The following is a 14,912-nucleotide window of genomic DNA, read 5'->3' on the forward strand; positions in this document are numbered from 1 at the left end:
AGGTCGTTTGTGATAGAGGGTTTGCCGCTGGTCATGGCCTGGATGCTGTAGTCGCAAGACGAGAGCCAGGAGACCCCAGCGGGTTCGCCCTTAGAACCCCCTGTCTTTAGACATGGGGAGGTTTAGACATCCCATCTCCCAGGACTAACCATCGCTTCGTGAAGCACACACTGGGTTACAGATTTCCTCGAATGATTTTATCGGCGGCTTCTTGGGCAATGTCTACCTCTTTTTCATAAAGCGCGGTGGCATAACTGGGATCCGTGAGGACGACCTTGCTGACCAGCGTTTGAAATTCATCATGGTGGCTCGTGTCGATTTTAACCTTGACCGACATACCGGGGCGCAAGGGATGATCGGTCAGTTCGGATCTGGATAGACTGATTCGGACAGGAATCCGTTCCACGATGTGGATATAGTTGCCCGTTGCATTATTGGCGGGGAAAAGGCTGAAAGTGCTGCCTCCCGAAGGGTCCAGACCGAGGACTTTCCCGTGATAGGCGTGTTCCTTGCCGTAGGTATGGGAGACGATCTCGACGGTTTCTCCGGTTCTTACATCGGCCAGTCGGGTTTCTTTGATATTGGCGGTGACCCACAGGTCATCCAGCGGAACGATTGCCATGAGTTTCTGTCCGGTTTGGATCTGCTCACCGGCCTGAACCTGTCGATTACTGATGTAACCCTCCACAGGGGAGTAGATATTGGCGCGTTGATTCTCGATATGGGCTTCCATGAACTCGGCTTTGGCTTTGGCTACGAAAGGGTTATTCAGCCTCGAGGTGCCTGTTACCAGAGCCTGAGCCTGGTGTAACCGGGCCGCAGCCTTGTCGAGAGTCCTGTTTAATTCATCCAGTTCATCCTGCGTGTCTGAAACCAGTTGGGCGGAAACGGCCCCCGAGGGCTCGGCGCTGCGGTAGCGGGCGAGATCATGGGTCAAGCGTTCTTGTTTGGCTTGCAAAGCAGCGATTTCGGCCCGTTCCATGTCGACCTGATGAAACAAGCCGCTGGTGGAACGAACGGCTTGTGCCAAGGTTGATTCGGCCTTCAGCAAACGGAGTTGGGACAGATTGTGTTCTTCCTTGATCAGTAACTGTCCCCGATGAACCGGCAGGGTATCCTCCACCAGAACATCGGAAACGATGCCGGGGGTCAGAGCCTGTACCGGAATGATGTTGCCGGTGACATAGGCATCATCGCTTTCCACCACGGGGCGCAAAAACAGGTACCAGTAAGACAGCAGAGAGAGCAGGGTGATGCCGCTGAGTATTCCTACGCCGCGCAGTCGGTGATGGCGGATTCGGGCGTGTTTGACCGGCACCGTTTTCATGATGCCCACCCTCCGAATCCTCCTCCAAGGGCCGTGGCCGTATCCGTGATACTGTTCAGCCAATCCAGACTCTCTTCGGTTTTTTTCATTTGTTCACTCTCCAAACGGATCAAAGCATCGAGATAGGGTAATTTCCCCGAAATTCCTGCCCCGAATTTTTCCTGATCGAGTGCTGTTTCTGCGGTCCTGGCAGTGACGGCAGCGGAAATCTCTTCAAGACGTTCACGGCGATGCTTCATGGTGGACAGGCCATCGGCAATTTCGCGTACCGCCACGAGCAGGGCATGATTGTAGGCATCGATGGCACTGTTTCGGGCCGCTTCCATCGCGTGCAGTTGTCCTTCCAGAGCTCCCCCTTCAAAGATGGGCAGGTCAAAGGCCGGGCCGTAGGCATAGGTTCCTCCGGCCGGGGTTACCAGATCGGAAATACCAATACTGTTGAACCCCATCAAACCAACCAGATTGATATTGGGATAAAAGGCAGTTCGCGCCACTTTTTCCAGATGTTCGCTGCGTTTGATGTTCCATAGGGCAGCTTGCACGTCCGGGCGTTGGGACACGAGATTCAAATCCACTCGGGCCGGAAGAGGGAACTGGTCTGGCAACGATGATGCGGTTGGCGTCAGCGTGTCTTCCGGGCTTTTTCCGATCAGTTCATATAACGCATAATTCAGGGAGGAAAGTTGACGTTGCAACTTTTCCAATTCATTCCGGGCTTCATGCCATTGGGTCTGGCTGGTCAGCACGGGGGGTTTGGGTCCGATGCCTGTTTGAAACGAAGTGTCGAGAAGTTTCATCCTTTCTTCGTTCAACTGGACGATGCGGGTTTGTCCTTCAACCAGTTCTTTGGCGCTGTGCAAGGCGAAATAGGTTTTGATGACGGCAGAACTCAGCATCAAGGCGCTTTCCCTGTACTTGGCCCGGGTGATTTCTTCCGAGGCCTCGGAAGCCTGGATCAGGGCGTCATCCCGGCCCCATAAATCCAGGTCGTAGTTGACCATGAGAGGAAACAGGGTCGCAAGATTGGCCGTGACCCCGCTGTACGGTTCGGTGGGACCGTTACGCGAGATGCGGGTATGGATGAGGGCACCCCCGGAATTGACGTGGGGGTAAAGCAACGACTTGGATTTGAATACCTGAGCCTGGGCCTCGAGGAGGCGATTGCGCGCTTCATCCAATCCGGGATTATGAGCCAGCGCTTGCTCCACCAACCGGTCGAGCGCAGGGTTGTGGAAGGATTCCCACCATTTGTCCGGAAGCGCGCCATTTTCCCTGGGTTGCACGGCAGCATTGGCTTTTGTGAGCGTACTGGGGGCGGACACCCCGCCCAGAACGGGGACACTTGGACTAACGGCGGGTACGCAACCCACCAACGAAAAGGCAAGTAGAAACGATAGACGTCTCATGGCTCTTCTCCAAGATTTTCGAGAATGATCAGGTCAGGATCGGGGAGGTGCGTCCGGGGCGGCGTCAGGAACCAGACGAGACAGGAAGAGAGTGCGCCACCCCACGCCAGTAACTGAAAAAAGTCATTGAAGGTCAATAGACCCGCTACTCTTTCCAGTTCGGTATGTAAACGGTGGGGTTCGATGGGTGAAAACGACAAAAAACGCAAGGAATTGGAAGGATCCGGGGTGGTGAAAAGATTCCATTGATGGGCTTGCAGTCGATCCCAGCCGATATCCGAGAAGGTGACGGCCAAACCGGCACCCATGTTTCTTGCTCCATTGAGTAGATCGAGGGCGTTTAATTGTTGGTTCTTCGGCACATGGCCCAAGGCGAGGGTCGTCATGGAGGAAAAGAAGGGGCCAATCGCGGCGCCCAGGAAAAGTTGGGGGAGAAGCAGTAATTCCCAGGTTGCAGGGCGCAGATAACTGGAAATCCACCAGAAATTCAAGGCGATGGCCAAAAGTGACGCGCTGGCCGGGATTCTGGGGTCCCAGCCATTCTGGATGCGATTTTGGGTCAGCAGGCTGAAGGGTTTGGAAAAAATGAACAAAGGCAGAAACAAGAGCCCCACATGCCAGGCGGTGTAGCCTTCCACCAACTGGAATCGGATGATGTATTGGATGATGCCTCCCTGCAGGAGCATGAAGGAGAGACAGAACAGAAGGGTGCCTGCGCCAAAGTTGCGGTGTGAAAAAAGAGCAAAGGAGATCAGAGGTGTTTTGCTGCGGGCATTTCGAATCTGGAACCAGGCAAAACCGATGAGCGTAAGGCACAGCATCCCCCATAATTCCCGAAAACGGCTGGAAAGATCACTCAACAAACCGACATCAAAGAACTCTTGCAACATCAGAACAGAGGCGAAGAACAACCCAAAGGTCAGACTCTGGTGGAAGAGAGGGTAGAACCGGTCGATCACATCTTCCCAATCGGCCAGCAATCCCCAGAGAATTCCGGCGATCAGGAGAGAAATCAGGAAGGAGGCGAAGAACAGGAAGCGCCAATCCCCCAGTACGTAAGCGATCCAGCCGCCCAACGCAGGGCCGATGGAAAAGGGAATGAACACCGCCAGTCCCCAAAGGGAGGTGGCGATGTGCTGGTGTTCGGTCTTGTAATATTCCAGGAGCAGAAAAAAAGAGGGAATGACGCTCAACCCGGCGGCAAATCCCTGAATGACCCGGAAACTGGTGAACAGGATCAGGTTATGAACGACGAACAGGGCACCCAGGCTGGCAAAGGAAAACAGGAGAAAGGACGCAATGACGGTGACCTTGGGGCCAAACCGTTTCATCAGGGGGCGCGCGATGAGAAAAGCGCATCCCAGTGCGGTGAAGTAGTCACTCTGTCCCCATACTACATAGGGCAATCCTTCATCCATCGAGCCGGTGACATAGGGCAGCATGGGCAAATACGCGCCCGCATTGAGAAGAACCAGGAAATGTCCGATGCCCAGGGTGAAATTGAACAGGACGAACTGGGTGGGGGTGAGGAAACGGGAATAGCCAGCAATTTTGAACATGAAAAAGGTTCTAGCGTTGTCCCTGAGTAACCGCCCAGACTGCCGCTTCGAGGCGTGAATGGAAGTTGAGCTTCTTGAGGAGGTTGCGAATATGGACTTTGACCGTGCTTTCCATGATGCCCAATTCGCGGGCGATCAACTTGTTGGATAGACCCTGTGCCAAACAGCGGACGATGTTGTCTTCCCGTTCGGTCAGGGCGGAAGGCTGGCGTAACGTTTTCATCGAGTCGTCGCGCAGGGCAGCGGCCAGGCAATGAGTCAACGTATCACTGATGACGGTACGGCCAAACATGATTTCATTCAAGTGCCCGATCATCTGTTCAGGGTCCGTATCCTTCAGCAGGTATCCCTCGGCACCTGCCCGAATGGCGGTCACCAGGTCCTGAGGGTCGTCAGATACCGTGAGAATGACGATTTTGGCGTCCAACTCGGTTCCTTGCAGGTGCTGGAGGGTGGCGATACCATCCAGTCCCTTCTTCATGTTGAGATCCAGCAAGATCAGATCCGGCTTTAATGCCAGGGCCAGCGCAATGCCCTCATCGCCGGTATCGGCTTCCCCCACGGTTTTGAAATGAGGGGTGCTGGCCAGTAACTGAAGGACGCCACGGCGGAACAAGGGGTGGTCATCGATGACCAGAACGCGAATATCGTGGGGAGGAAGGGGCGGGGGCAAGAGAACCTCAATGAGCGGCGTAAGGGGTGAGGGCAATGAAAGTCAATGTAATGCGCGCGCCGCCGGCAGGGCGAGTATCGAAGTTCAACACGCCTTTCAGGAAAGCGGCGCGTTCACGCATGATTGTCAGGCCGAAATGTCCTCCGGAAGGGGTCGTTGCTGGCCAGCCCTGGCCATTGTCTTCGATACAGAGTTCCACTTGGCGCAAACTGTTGGCTTCCAGGGTGACCCGTGCCCAGGTGGCTTTGGCGTGTCGTTCAATATTGATGAGGGCCTCGCGGATCAGACGCATCAAATGAATTTCTTCGTTGGCGCCCAATTCCAGATTGTTCATGCGTTGTTCCAGCAGGATATCGAAACCGCACCGCCGTCTGGCTTCTTGTACGACACTGGTCAACTCTTCGGTGAAAGGTGTTTGACCCGGCGTGAGACGGAACGTGGTCAGAAGTTCGCGTAGTTCCCGGTAGGCGCTGTTGAGGCCCGTCTTGAGTTCCTCCACGGTGGCCTGCAGTTCGGGCGTGGCCTTCGGTTCCAGACGGGTTTGCAGGAGCGAAACCTGAATTTTCAGGTAGGAGAGTGACTGGGCCAGGGAATCGTGGAGTTCACGGGCGATGACGGCCCGTTCCTCGTACACGGCCAAACGATGGCGCTCTTCGGTGCGTCGCGCATTGGCCAGGGCCGTGGCGACATGACCCGCCAGGGTCTGCAGAATCTGGGCCTGCCAAGTCTGCAGGGTATTTCCTGCAAGGATCTGGAAAGGCATGACTCCCTGCCATTGTCCGCCGCCTGTCAGAGGAATGCTGACCAAATGTATCTCACCCACGTGATGTTCGCTGATGGCCGTTGGGGGGCGACCGGCACCAAAACAGATGGAACAGCCCAGGGATTCGCATAGTGCAGCCCGCTCGATTTCCGGTAAGGTGGTGGCGAGGGGGTAAGCGCGACTGTCTTCCTCGCGGCGCACGCAGACGATGCCCGGTCCCAAATCCAGGGCACGCTCCACATCCACGAGCATTTCCAGGAGGATTTCCTGGGTCAGATCCTGTTCGGTCAGGCGGGTCGCCGTGCGATAGAGCAGCTGCAGAAGATGGTTGCTATGTTGCAGTTCACGGGTTTTTTCTGCGACTCGCTGTTCGAGTCCTTCATACAACACTGACAGTCTTTCCACCATGGCATTGAACGCATTGCCGACTTCGCCCAATTCGTTGTTGGGTTGGGGCGAGATGCGCGCCGAAAACTGTCCATTCTGGACGGCTTGGGCAGAACGCAAAAGGACTTTGAGGGGAATGAAGAAATCCCGCTGGAGATGGAGGATGATGGACAGGGTTAGCAGCAATGCGCCCAATAAGAGGGCGCCCTGGACCCAGCGCAGGGTCTGGATGCGGGATTCCAGATCCTGTTCCAGTCCGTGGGCCACTTGATCGATCAGGGTGGTGAAGGCCGGCAGTGCCTGTGCCAACCAGCGCTGGTTGACCGGATCAGGGGGGGCCTCGAGGTGGGCACGCAGGTCTGGCCATGTCTGAAGCAGCAAGATGGGCCATGGACTGTCGGCGGGAAGAAATCCATCCTCCACCAGACGGGGCAAGGTCTTGAGTCGACTATCGCATTCCCTCAGGTCCTCTTCCTGGGTTTTGCGGTTGCCCGTGAGATGTGCCACCTCCAGGCGCCAGACCAGCATGCGTAACGCGGCAGTGTGATTGAGGAGGCGTGCTTCTCCGCTGCTGTGGATCGTCATGCGCCAGGCACTGAGGACTCCGAGCAGAACCAGAAAGAAAAGTAAGGCCAAGGAAAGCGCCAGGCGTTGGCGCAACGATCTCAAGCCCAAAATCCGTCCTATCCGACGGCGTAAACCCGGAAGGCTCCAGGGGCGCGCGGGAAGAAAGGACAAGGAACGGGAAAACAGGTTCATGGGCAATTTTAACGCATTGTAAAGGTCATTCCAACCAAATGATCGTCCGCCATTTTCCGGTTTATTTCCAAGACAGGGAATACCTCTTAGGGGGTAGAACTTTTTCGTTGACTACCCAATCATTGTCATGCGTCCTGATGTCATTTCTGCGAATATGGTCACGTAGTCACGGGAGCCCTGCGCAGGGTGACCTTGGAGTTTTCTTTAACGAACGACAAACGACAGAAGTGAGGATCGATCATGAGTTTATACCAACAACTGGGTGGCGAGGCTGCGGTGAATGCGGCCGTGGATATTTTTTACCGCAAGGTTCTGCAGGATGAGCGCATCAACCGTTTCTTCAGCGGGGTGGACATGGAAAAACAGTCGGCCAAACAAAAGGCTTTCTTGACTATGGCGTTTGGGGGGCCCAACCATTACACGGGCGCGGATATGCGCCGGGGGCACGCCCATCTGGTGGCTCAGGGATTGAACGACAGCCATTTTGATGCCGTGGTGGAGGATCTGGGCGCCACCCTCAAGGAATTGGGGGTATCCGATGCCTTGATCGCACAAGTGGCGGCGGTGGCTGAAACCACGCGCAACGATGTGCTGGGGAAGTAAGTTTTTCTCTTCCCGTTCCGGTCAGTGAGTTCCTTGTCCCCGTGGAAACGGCTTTCCATGGGGCTTTTTTATGTGAGGCGAGCATGACGATCCTTCGGTTTCAGGGTCAGGATTTTGTGTATGAGGCACCCCGGACAGTGCTGGAAAGTCTGGCCGAACACGGGGTGGAGATTCCTTCGGGCTGTCGGGCCGGCGTTTGTCAATCCTGTCTGATGCGTTGTCTGGAGGGAGAGGTGCCCGCCGGAGCTCAGGAGGGTTTGAAACCCGCTTTGGTGGCACAGGGGTATTTCCTGGCTTGCCGGGCTCGTCCTTCTTCGGATCTGACGGTGGCGCTGGCTGATGCGGAGGGATTGCGCCAGAGGGCTCACGTCCTCGCCGTGGAATCCTTGAATCAGGAGATCGTGGCACTGCGCCTGAAACCGGAGCGTCCCCTGGACTATCGGGCCGGGCAATATCTGCGTTTGTATCGTCAGGCGGATCTGTCACGCTGCTATTCTCTGGCCAGCGTCCCCACCCTTGATGACTGGCTGGAACTGCATATTCGCCGGATTCCGGAGGGACGGGTCAGCGCCTGGGTACACGATCAACTCCGGGTAGGTGCGCAAGTCGAAATTGGGGATTCACTGGGTCAGTGTTTTTATACGCCTGGTCAGGAAGAACAGACCTTGTTGCTGCTCGGAACGGGTTCTGGTCTGGCGCCTCTTTACGGGATTGTGCGCGATGCCCTGGCCCAGGGCCATCGTGGGCCGATCTGGCTCTACCACGGTAGTTTTACGGTGGAAGGACTCTATCATCAGACTGCCTTGCAGCGCCTGGCCGGTCAGTTCCCCAACTTCCATTATGTTCCCTGCGTGGATCGTGCCGGCCCGGAAGCCCTGGCGTTGAATGCCCGGGTGGGCACTGTGCTCGAAGCCGCCGTGAGTGATCACCGTGTGTTTGCGCACCACCGTGTTTTTCTTTGTGGTCACCCGGATATGGTCAAGGATGCGCGCCTCAAGATTTTTTTGGGCGGGGCGTCCATGGCGGAAATTCATGCGGATCCTTTCCTGCCTTCGGGCACCTGAAAGGTTGAACCGTTCGGCCATAATTTGCTTCACGTTGATCTTGCGCTACCATGTGACCAATATGATGACCAACTGGAGAGGCATATGAGTACCGTTACGTTAGCAGAAGCCAAGGCCCATCTAAGTCATCTCCTCGATCAGGTGGAAGCGGGGGAGGAAATGGTGATCACACGCCGCGGACAACCTGTAGCGCGTATCTCCCCGGTCGAAAAGCCCAAGCACGCCGTCAAATCCCTCGTCGAGTTTCGCAGTCGCATGCCACGCTGGCGCAATTCCAGCGCTGAGTTGCTGCGTGAAATGCGCGACGAGGGGCTTTGATGCTGCACTTCGCCACCAAGTTGCGGGCGGGCGATGCGCTGCACTTGGCTATCGCACTTAACAACGGCGCAAAGATCCTCTACACTCTGGACGATGGCCTCTTGCATGCGGCCAAACTTATGAGTGTCTACGCCAGTCGAGGCATCAAAACCTAGCCCCTCATCTCTTGTCGACCTGCGCGACCACCAGCGCAACAGCAATTTCGGGAGATACCAGGCGGGCACTGGTTTCGAGCCGCCCCTGAATTTCCACATGACCATTTTTCAGGTTGCGTTCGCCGACCACGATGCGCCAGGGGATCCCCATCAATTCCTGATCGGCGAGCATCACACCCAGGCGTTCGTCGCGGTCATCAAAGAGCACTTCCACCCCCTGCGCCAACAAGTCGGTGTAGAGGCGTTCTGCCATCTCCCGTACCAAAGGGCTCTTGTTCGGCCCCAGGGCAATCAGGCTGATCTGGAAAGGGGCCAGCGCCGGGGGGAAACAAATCCCCTGTGCATCATGGTGTTGTTCAATGGCTGCCGCCACGATGCGGCTGACCCCAATGCCATAGCACCCCATTTCCACCACCCGGGAGTGACCTTCTTCGTCCAGATAGTGGACTCCCATGGCCTCGCTGTACCGGGCACCCAACTGAAAAACATGGCCGACTTCGATGCCCCGTGCCAATTCCAGGTAGCCCTGGCCATCGGGGGAAGGGTCGCCGGCGACCACGTTACGCAGGTCCACCACCCGCTCCGGTTCGGGCAAATCCCGGCCAAAATTGACCTGGATGAGGTGGGCGTCTGGCTGGTTGGCGCCACAGACAAAATCGGCCAGAACGGGCACGGCCCGATCTGCCCATAGGGTAATGCCGGAGGGCAGACCGACGGGACCGACAAAACCTTTGACAGGACCCAGCCATTGAGTAATTTCAGGATCCGAAGCCAAACGAAACGGGCCCAGGAGTTTTTCTGTTTTGACTTCGTTGAGGGTATGGTCTCCCCGCAGGAGCAACAGGTGCGGGCGTTGCTCCTCATCCATCACCAGCAGGGATTTCACGATCTGGTGGAGAGGCAGATTCAGGGCCTTCGCCACGGCTTCGCAGGTCGTGATGCCGGGTGTGGATACCGTGGTCAAGAGGGTTGAGGGAGCAGGACGGGAAGTGGTGGGGGCCAGCGCCTCGGCCAATTCCACGTTGGCCGCATAATCGGAATGGGGGCAGAAAGCCAGGGCATCTTCACCGGAATCCGCCAGGACATGAAACTCCTGGGAAGCATACCCCCCAATGGCCCCGGTGTCGGCAGAGACCGCGCGAAATTTCAGGCCCAGGCGAGTGAAGATCCGTTGATAGGTTTGAACCATGAGGTCATAGGTGGATTCCAGGCTGGCGCGGTCGGTGTGGAAGGAATAGGCATCCTTCATGATGAATTCGCGGGCACGCATGACCCCGAAGCGGGGGCGAATTTCGTCGCGAAACTTGGTTTGAATCTGGTAGAAATTCACGGGAAGTTGGCGATAACTGCGAATCTCCCGGCGTGCAATGTCACTGATGACTTCTTCGTGAGTGGGGCCGAAACAGAAATCCCGTTCGTGCCGATCTTTCATCTTCAGCATTTGGGGACCAAACTTGTCCCAGCGTCCCGTCTCCTGCCATAACTCAGCGGGAATGATGGCGGGCATCAATACTTCCTGGGCTCCGCTCCGGTTCATTTCTTCCCGCACCACTGCCTCCACCCGGCGCAACACGCGCAACCCCAAGGGCATCCAGGTGTAGAGTCCGCTGCCCAGACGACGGATGAGACCCGCTCGCAACATCAGTTGGTGACTGATCAGTTCGGCTTCGGCAGGGGCTTCTTTGAGGGTGGGGATGAACAGTTGGCTGGCGCGCATGACAGGATGTTCCGGCAAATAGGGAAAATTGGTGCTTATTCTAACGCAGTTGGGGGGCAATCCGTGCGCCATAATGACCCAGACACGACCGGCGGGAGAGCTAAAGATGCGTCTGGCAGCAACGATACAGGGGGTATTCATGCTCGTCATGGCAGGTTGCGCTGAAACGCCAGTGCCCGTGGCAGAGGTGCCTGATCGCGGTGAGGAAATTCGCTGGCTCCGCGCTTGTGCGCATAAAATGCCGGAAACCCTGTACCTGACGGTGGACCAACTGCGTGGAACTGGGCAGATGACGTGGATTATCCACCATAAGACGCTGTCCGTGAGATTGAACGATGAGGTGGTGGTGTCCTGCCGACAGCCCCAAAGGGAACATACGTTGGTGGATTCTCCCTGGCTGTTTGCGGGATATGGACGATGGATCCCGGCCTTGGGCATTGATGATTTCGGCCCTCAGGACCTGACGGGCAAAACGGTTGTCCTGATGGCCGGGAATTCCCGTTTGCCCGACGATGTCATGGTGGACTCGGAGCAAGCCCTGGCTTCAGCAGGTCAATATCTGGACCTGAAAGAGGGGGACCGGATCGATCATGCCCTGGCCCGAGGTGCGGCTCTGGTGCTGGTGGTGACCGGGCCGGAACAATTTACACGGCATCAACGTTTCCCGGAACTCGTGCTGCACCTCCCGGAATCCGCTCGATCTATTCCGCGTGGCGGGATGGTGGGCTGGACCACGTCCCAGATATGGGGGCAGTGGCTGAAAAAGGCCGGAGAACATCCTGAGTCCCTTGTCCTGCAGGCACGGCGCCTGGATTTTCAGCCGGTGCCCTTGCCCTTGCAGACGGCAGGAGTCCTGTTCTGCAGGGCGCAATCTGTGGAAATGGAAATCCCTGCTTCCCTGGCAACCTCGATTGCATCGATGCCGGGAAGAGACACTCCTTCTTTGATTCTTTCTACGCCATGAAGCGGCTGGTCATCACCCACAAGGACCGGTTGTTGCGCTTCGGCGCGGAATTGGTGTAGCACGCTTCACCTATAATTGGGCGCTGGCGGAATGGCAGCGCCAAAACTGCAGGTCTGTTAGAACGGTTCACGAGAGTGTTGTCCTAGATCGGATAGTTCTTGGATTTGTTTCTGTTTTTGTCGTACAATCAGACGATCCTCAGGTATCGTACTTGCGGCAATCAATACACCTGATGACGTGGCGGATCGCGGAGAATTGGATGCCAAAGGACAGCAAAGGTTAATCGACCAATGACTGACGACATTGAAAACTTGGTGTTGGAACACTTGCGTCATATCCGGGGACGCGTGGATCAAATTGCCGAGGATATGGGCGATCTGAAACACCGCATGTCTGGTTTGGAGCAGGCCATGAACCTTGTGAGGCGCGAGATCAACTTGGGCGAGGAAACAGATGCCCGGCAACAGATCACGCTGGACAAGTTAGCCGATCGCATTGGACGCATTGAGCGCCGCCTGGAACTCTCCTGAAAAAAAGCGTAGCAGGGGAGATGTCACCAGCAGCTCCGGTGGTTTCCCACGCCGGATGCCTTGACAGAGGTTCTGACTTTTTCGTAGAATCACCCCATGAACTCAAATTTCACTTCCGCTCTTCTTTTCTGCACGGGATCCCTCCTGCTGCTGCGCCTTGCGCGCTAAAATCCTTCTTTTCCCATCGCTGTGTACCGCTCCCCCTCCCCCGAGGGGTTCTCCGCCATGAATGAAAGTCTCTGGACTTTCAAGGACGAGACCATGAATACTGTAAAAATTTTTGATACAACCTTGCGCGATGGCGAACAAAGCCCCGGCGCTTCCATGACCCGTGAAGAGAAGGTTCGCATTGCCCGCCAGTTGGAACGTTTGCGTGTGGATGTGATCGAGGCGGGTTTTCCTGCCGCCAGTCCCGGCGACTTTGAAGCGGTCAAGGCCGTGGCCAGTGCGATTCGGGAAAGCACCATCTGCGGGTTGGCCCGTGCCCAGGAAAAGGATATCCGAAGTGCGGCTGAAGCTTTGGCCTCTGCCTCGTCAAAACGCATTCATACCTTTATCGCCACTTCCCCTCTGCATATGGAGCGCAAATTGCGCATGACGCCGGAGCAGGTGCTTGGGCATGCGGTGTCGGCTGTGACATTGGCCCGCCAGTTCACCGACGATGTGGAATTTTCTTGTGAGGATGCGGTCCGTTCCGAACCGGATTTTCTGTGTCGGGTGATCGAGGCCACGATCCGGGCGGGGGCCCGCACCATCAATATCCCGGATACCGTGGGCTATGCCATTCCTTTTCAGTATGGGGCACTCATTGCCGATTTGATGAACCGCATTCCCAATGCCGATCAGGCTGTTTTCTCGGTGCATTGCCACAATGATCTCGGTTTGGCTGTTGCCAATTCATTGGCCGCCGTGCTGGCGGGAGCCCGGCAAGTGGAATGCACGATCAATGGATTGGGAGAGCGTGCCGGGAATGCCGCACTGGAAGAGATCGTCATGGCGTTGCGTACCCGTCGGGATGTATTCGGCCTGACCACGCGTATCGATACCACCCAGATCGTGGCAGCCAGCCGTCTGGTGTCCACCATCACGGGTTTTCCGGTGCAGCCCAACAAGGCTGTGGTGGGGGCCAATGCTTTTGCGCACGAATCCGGGATTCATCAGGACGGAGTCCTCAAGCATCGGGAAACCTATGAAATCATGAGTGCCGAAGAGGTGGGTTGGAAGGCCAACAAGTTGGTGCTGGGCAAACATTCGGGACGCAACGCATTTCGTACCCGCTTGCAGGAGTTGGGCATCGTGCTGGACTCGGAAGTCGCTCTCAATGCTGCCTTCCAGCGTTTCAAGGTACTGGCTGACAAGAAACATGAGATTTTTGATGAAGACCTTCAGGCCTTGGTGGGAGAAGAAATCGGAGAAGGCCAGAACGATCACTATGCACTGGTTTCACTGATGGCTCACAGTGAAACGGGTGAATCTCCCCGTGCGCGCCTGGTTTTGACCTTGGGAGGAGACGAACAGACCACGGAAGCGGAAGGGAGCGGCCCGGTGGATGCTTCCTTCAAGGCCATTGAGCGGGTGGCGCAAAGTGGTGCCGAGTTGCAACTCTATTCGGTCAACAACATTACCAGTGGCACTGAATCCCAGGGCGAAGTGACCGTCCGGTTGGCTCAGGATGGGCGCATCGTCAATGGGTTGGGGGCGGACACGGACATCGTGGTGGCCTCTGCGCGGGCTTATCTGAATGCCTTGAACAAATTGCAAGCGCATACGGAAAGGGTCAACCCGCAAGTGTGAGGATCATGGGACGGGTACTGTGGCAGTTCATGCTCATGGTGGGGCGCAAGTTTCAGCGGGACCGCTGCATGCAGTCGGCATCCAGCCTCACCACCACCACGCTCTTCGCGCTGGTGCCGCTGATTACCTTCAGTATCGACATTTATTCCCTTTTCCCCGAGTTTGGGCATTTTGGGAAGGTCATGCGGGGGTTTCTGCTGGCCAATCTGCTGCCTGATGTGGCGGCCCGTTTGGTGACGGTTTATGCGACCCAGTTCACCAGGCATGCTGCCCAATTGACTTACCTGGGACTGGGCATGCTGATGGGGACGGTGTTTTCGCTGATTCTGACGGTGGATCATACTTTCAACGCCATTTGGGGGACAGCGCCCCGTCGTCCTTTGCATACCCGCCTGGCAATTTATGGTGTGTTGATCCTTCTGGGGCCCCTGCTGTTTGGGTTGGGGCTATGGGGAATGACGCTTCTGGTGCAGATGTCCGTCGGTTGGGCAGGGAAGGGCGCACACCTGACTCATCTGGTTCTCAAGTGGCTGTCTTTTCTGGTTATGGCGGCAGGATTGGCACTGGCGTTCTACCAGGTACCCGATCATCCGGTGCGGCGTCGACATGCCCTCTTTGGCGGCGTATTGGGGGCTTTGTTGTTTGAAATAATGAAAAGCAGTTTTACCTGGTTTGTGGCCCACCTCTCCAGTTATACCCTGATCTACGGGGCTTTTGCTGCCCTACCCATTTTTCTGGCGTGGATTCACCTATCCTGGGCCGTGATCCTGTTTTCTGCCGTGCTGACTGCCTGCTTGCCTCATTGGGGTTCGGGATTCTCTGCAAAGGCTGTGGAGAATGGATAAAAATTGATTTAAATCAAAAACAAATCATTGTATCTCCCTTATCTTTCA

At 56.2% G+C, this 14,912-nt stretch carries 14 protein-coding genes and 1 pseudogene; 9 read left to right on the forward strand and 6 right to left on the reverse strand.

Annotated elements, in window-relative coordinates; translation table 11 throughout:
- Nucleotides 1-175: 175 nt before the first annotated feature.
- From IV91_RS0105240 to IV91_RS15640, 5 genes are read right to left on the reverse strand one after another with little or no spacing between them, the layout of a single operon-like run.
- Nucleotides 176-1,327, reverse strand: coding sequence for an efflux RND transporter periplasmic adaptor subunit (locus IV91_RS0105240; RefSeq protein WP_035417213.1), 1,152 nt, complete (start codon nucleotides 1,325-1,327; stop codon nucleotides 176-178).
- On the reverse strand, nucleotides 1,324-2,733 hold the full coding sequence (locus IV91_RS0105245) for an efflux transporter outer membrane subunit (protein WP_031596610.1): 1,410 nt from the start codon (nucleotides 2,731-2,733) through the stop codon (nucleotides 1,324-1,326). Before IV91_RS0105245 ends, IV91_RS0105240 begins: the two co-directional genes overlap by 4 nt.
- Complete coding sequence (locus tag IV91_RS0105250; protein ID WP_031596611.1) at nucleotides 2,730-4,292, reverse strand: MFS transporter; 1,563 nt, start codon at nucleotides 4,290-4,292, stop codon at nucleotides 2,730-2,732. Before IV91_RS0105250 ends, IV91_RS0105245 begins: the two co-directional genes overlap by 4 nt.
- A gap of 10 nt (nucleotides 4,293-4,302) precedes the next feature.
- The gene (gene narL / locus IV91_RS0105255) at nucleotides 4,303-4,965 is read right to left on the reverse strand and encodes a two-component system response regulator NarL (RefSeq protein WP_227509461.1); all 663 of its coding nucleotides are present in this window, start codon (nucleotides 4,963-4,965) and stop codon (nucleotides 4,303-4,305) included.
- Between the two features lie 7 nt (nucleotides 4,966-4,972).
- A complete protein-coding gene (locus tag IV91_RS15640) occupies nucleotides 4,973-6,853 on the reverse strand; it encodes a histidine kinase (protein WP_233418395.1) in 1,881 nt (626 codons plus the stop codon).
- A gap of 261 nt (nucleotides 6,854-7,114) precedes the next feature.
- Between IV91_RS15640 and IV91_RS0105265 the strand changes: the two genes are divergently transcribed.
- The 4 genes from IV91_RS0105265 to IV91_RS17840 all read left to right on the forward strand — a co-directional run bounded on the left by IV91_RS0105265 (nucleotide 7,115) and on the right by IV91_RS17840 (nucleotide 9,014).
- Nucleotides 7,115-7,477, forward strand: a complete 363-nt coding sequence (locus tag IV91_RS0105265) for a group I truncated hemoglobin (protein WP_031596614.1) — start codon at nucleotides 7,115-7,117, stop codon at nucleotides 7,475-7,477.
- Between the two features lie 83 nt (nucleotides 7,478-7,560).
- Complete coding sequence (locus IV91_RS0105270; protein ID WP_031596615.1) at nucleotides 7,561-8,541, forward strand: 2Fe-2S iron-sulfur cluster-binding protein; 981 nt, start codon at nucleotides 7,561-7,563, stop codon at nucleotides 8,539-8,541.
- An 84-nt stretch (nucleotides 8,542-8,625) separates the two neighbouring features.
- Nucleotides 8,626-8,859: a type II toxin-antitoxin system Phd/YefM family antitoxin gene (locus IV91_RS0105275; RefSeq protein WP_031596616.1), complete on the forward strand. Its 234-nt coding sequence runs from the start codon at nucleotides 8,626-8,628 to the stop codon at nucleotides 8,857-8,859.
- Nucleotides 8,859-9,014 carry a PIN domain-containing protein gene (locus tag IV91_RS17840; protein WP_150112394.1) on the forward strand — a complete coding sequence of 52 codons (156 nt, stop codon included), beginning with the start codon at nucleotides 8,859-8,861 and terminating at the stop codon, nucleotides 9,012-9,014. Before IV91_RS0105275 ends, IV91_RS17840 begins: the two co-directional genes overlap by 1 nt.
- Before the next feature lie 4 nt (nucleotides 9,015-9,018).
- Here IV91_RS17840 and IV91_RS0105285 read toward each other — a convergent pair whose 3' ends face one another.
- Nucleotides 9,019-10,731, reverse strand: a complete 1,713-nt coding sequence (locus IV91_RS0105285) for a proline--tRNA ligase (protein WP_031596617.1) — start codon at nucleotides 10,729-10,731, stop codon at nucleotides 9,019-9,021.
- Between the two features lie 106 nt (nucleotides 10,732-10,837).
- On the opposite strand from IV91_RS0105285, the gene IV91_RS0105290 reads away from it, so the two are divergent.
- The 5 genes and pseudogenes from IV91_RS0105290 (at nucleotide 10,838) to IV91_RS0105305 (ending at nucleotide 14,864) form a co-directional block, all read left to right on the forward strand.
- Nucleotides 10,838-11,695, forward strand: a complete 858-nt coding sequence (locus IV91_RS0105290; protein ID WP_150112395.1) for a protease-associated domain-containing protein — start codon at nucleotides 10,838-10,840, stop codon at nucleotides 11,693-11,695.
- Nucleotides 11,696-11,735: 40 nt separating this feature from the next.
- Nucleotides 11,736-11,978: pseudogene (locus tag IV91_RS19665) on the forward strand (helix-turn-helix domain-containing protein); the annotation flags it as partial.
- A gap of 7 nt (nucleotides 11,979-11,985) precedes the next feature.
- Nucleotides 11,986-12,225, forward strand: coding sequence for a hypothetical protein (locus tag IV91_RS0105295; RefSeq protein ID WP_031596619.1), 240 nt, complete (start codon nucleotides 11,986-11,988; stop codon nucleotides 12,223-12,225).
- Nucleotides 12,226-12,486: 261 nt separating this feature from the next.
- Nucleotides 12,487-14,019 carry a 2-isopropylmalate synthase gene (locus IV91_RS0105300; RefSeq protein WP_031596620.1) on the forward strand — a complete coding sequence of 511 codons (1,533 nt, stop codon included), beginning with the start codon at nucleotides 12,487-12,489 and terminating at the stop codon, nucleotides 14,017-14,019.
- Nucleotides 14,020-14,024: 5 nt separating this feature from the next.
- The gene (locus IV91_RS0105305) at nucleotides 14,025-14,864 is read left to right on the forward strand and encodes a YihY family inner membrane protein (RefSeq protein ID WP_051862124.1); all 840 of its coding nucleotides are present in this window, start codon (nucleotides 14,025-14,027) and stop codon (nucleotides 14,862-14,864) included.
- Nucleotides 14,865-14,912 lie beyond the last annotated feature (48 nt).

Origin of the sequence: Ferrovum myxofaciens (assembly GCF_000735045.1) — a bacterium.
Classification (GTDB): domain Bacteria; phylum Pseudomonadota; class Gammaproteobacteria; order Burkholderiales; family Ferrovaceae; genus Ferrovum; species Ferrovum myxofaciens.

Bases quoted from the DNA above. Each gene is read 5' to 3' on its own strand.
- IV91_RS0105240 (WP_035417213.1), bottom strand. From the start codon at position 1,327: ATGAAAACGGTGCCGGTCAAACACGCCCGAATCCGCCATCACCGACTG.
- IV91_RS0105245 (WP_031596610.1), bottom strand. From the start codon at position 2,733: ATGAGACGTCTATCGTTTCTACTTGCCTTTTCGTTGGTGGGTTGCGTA.
- IV91_RS0105250 (WP_031596611.1), bottom strand. From the start codon at position 4,292: ATGTTCAAAATTGCTGGCTATTCCCGTTTCCTCACCCCCACCCAGTTC.
- IV91_RS0105265 (WP_031596614.1), top strand. From the start codon at position 7,115: ATGAGTTTATACCAACAACTGGGTGGCGAGGCTGCGGTGAATGCGGCC.
- IV91_RS0105270 (WP_031596615.1), top strand. From the start codon at position 7,561: ATGACGATCCTTCGGTTTCAGGGTCAGGATTTTGTGTATGAGGCACCC.
- IV91_RS0105275 (WP_031596616.1), top strand. From the start codon at position 8,626: ATGAGTACCGTTACGTTAGCAGAAGCCAAGGCCCATCTAAGTCATCTC.
- IV91_RS17840 (WP_150112394.1), top strand. From the start codon at position 8,859: ATGCTGCACTTCGCCACCAAGTTGCGGGCGGGCGATGCGCTGCACTTG.
- IV91_RS0105285 (WP_031596617.1), bottom strand. From the start codon at position 10,731: ATGCGCGCCAGCCAACTGTTCATCCCCACCCTCAAAGAAGCCCCTGCC.
- IV91_RS0105290 (WP_150112395.1), top strand. From the start codon at position 10,838: ATGCGTCTGGCAGCAACGATACAGGGGGTATTCATGCTCGTCATGGCA.
- IV91_RS0105295 (WP_031596619.1), top strand. From the start codon at position 11,986: ATGACTGACGACATTGAAAACTTGGTGTTGGAACACTTGCGTCATATC.
- IV91_RS0105300 (WP_031596620.1), top strand. From the start codon at position 12,487: ATGAATACTGTAAAAATTTTTGATACAACCTTGCGCGATGGCGAACAA.
- IV91_RS0105305 (WP_051862124.1), top strand. From the start codon at position 14,025: ATGGGACGGGTACTGTGGCAGTTCATGCTCATGGTGGGGCGCAAGTTT.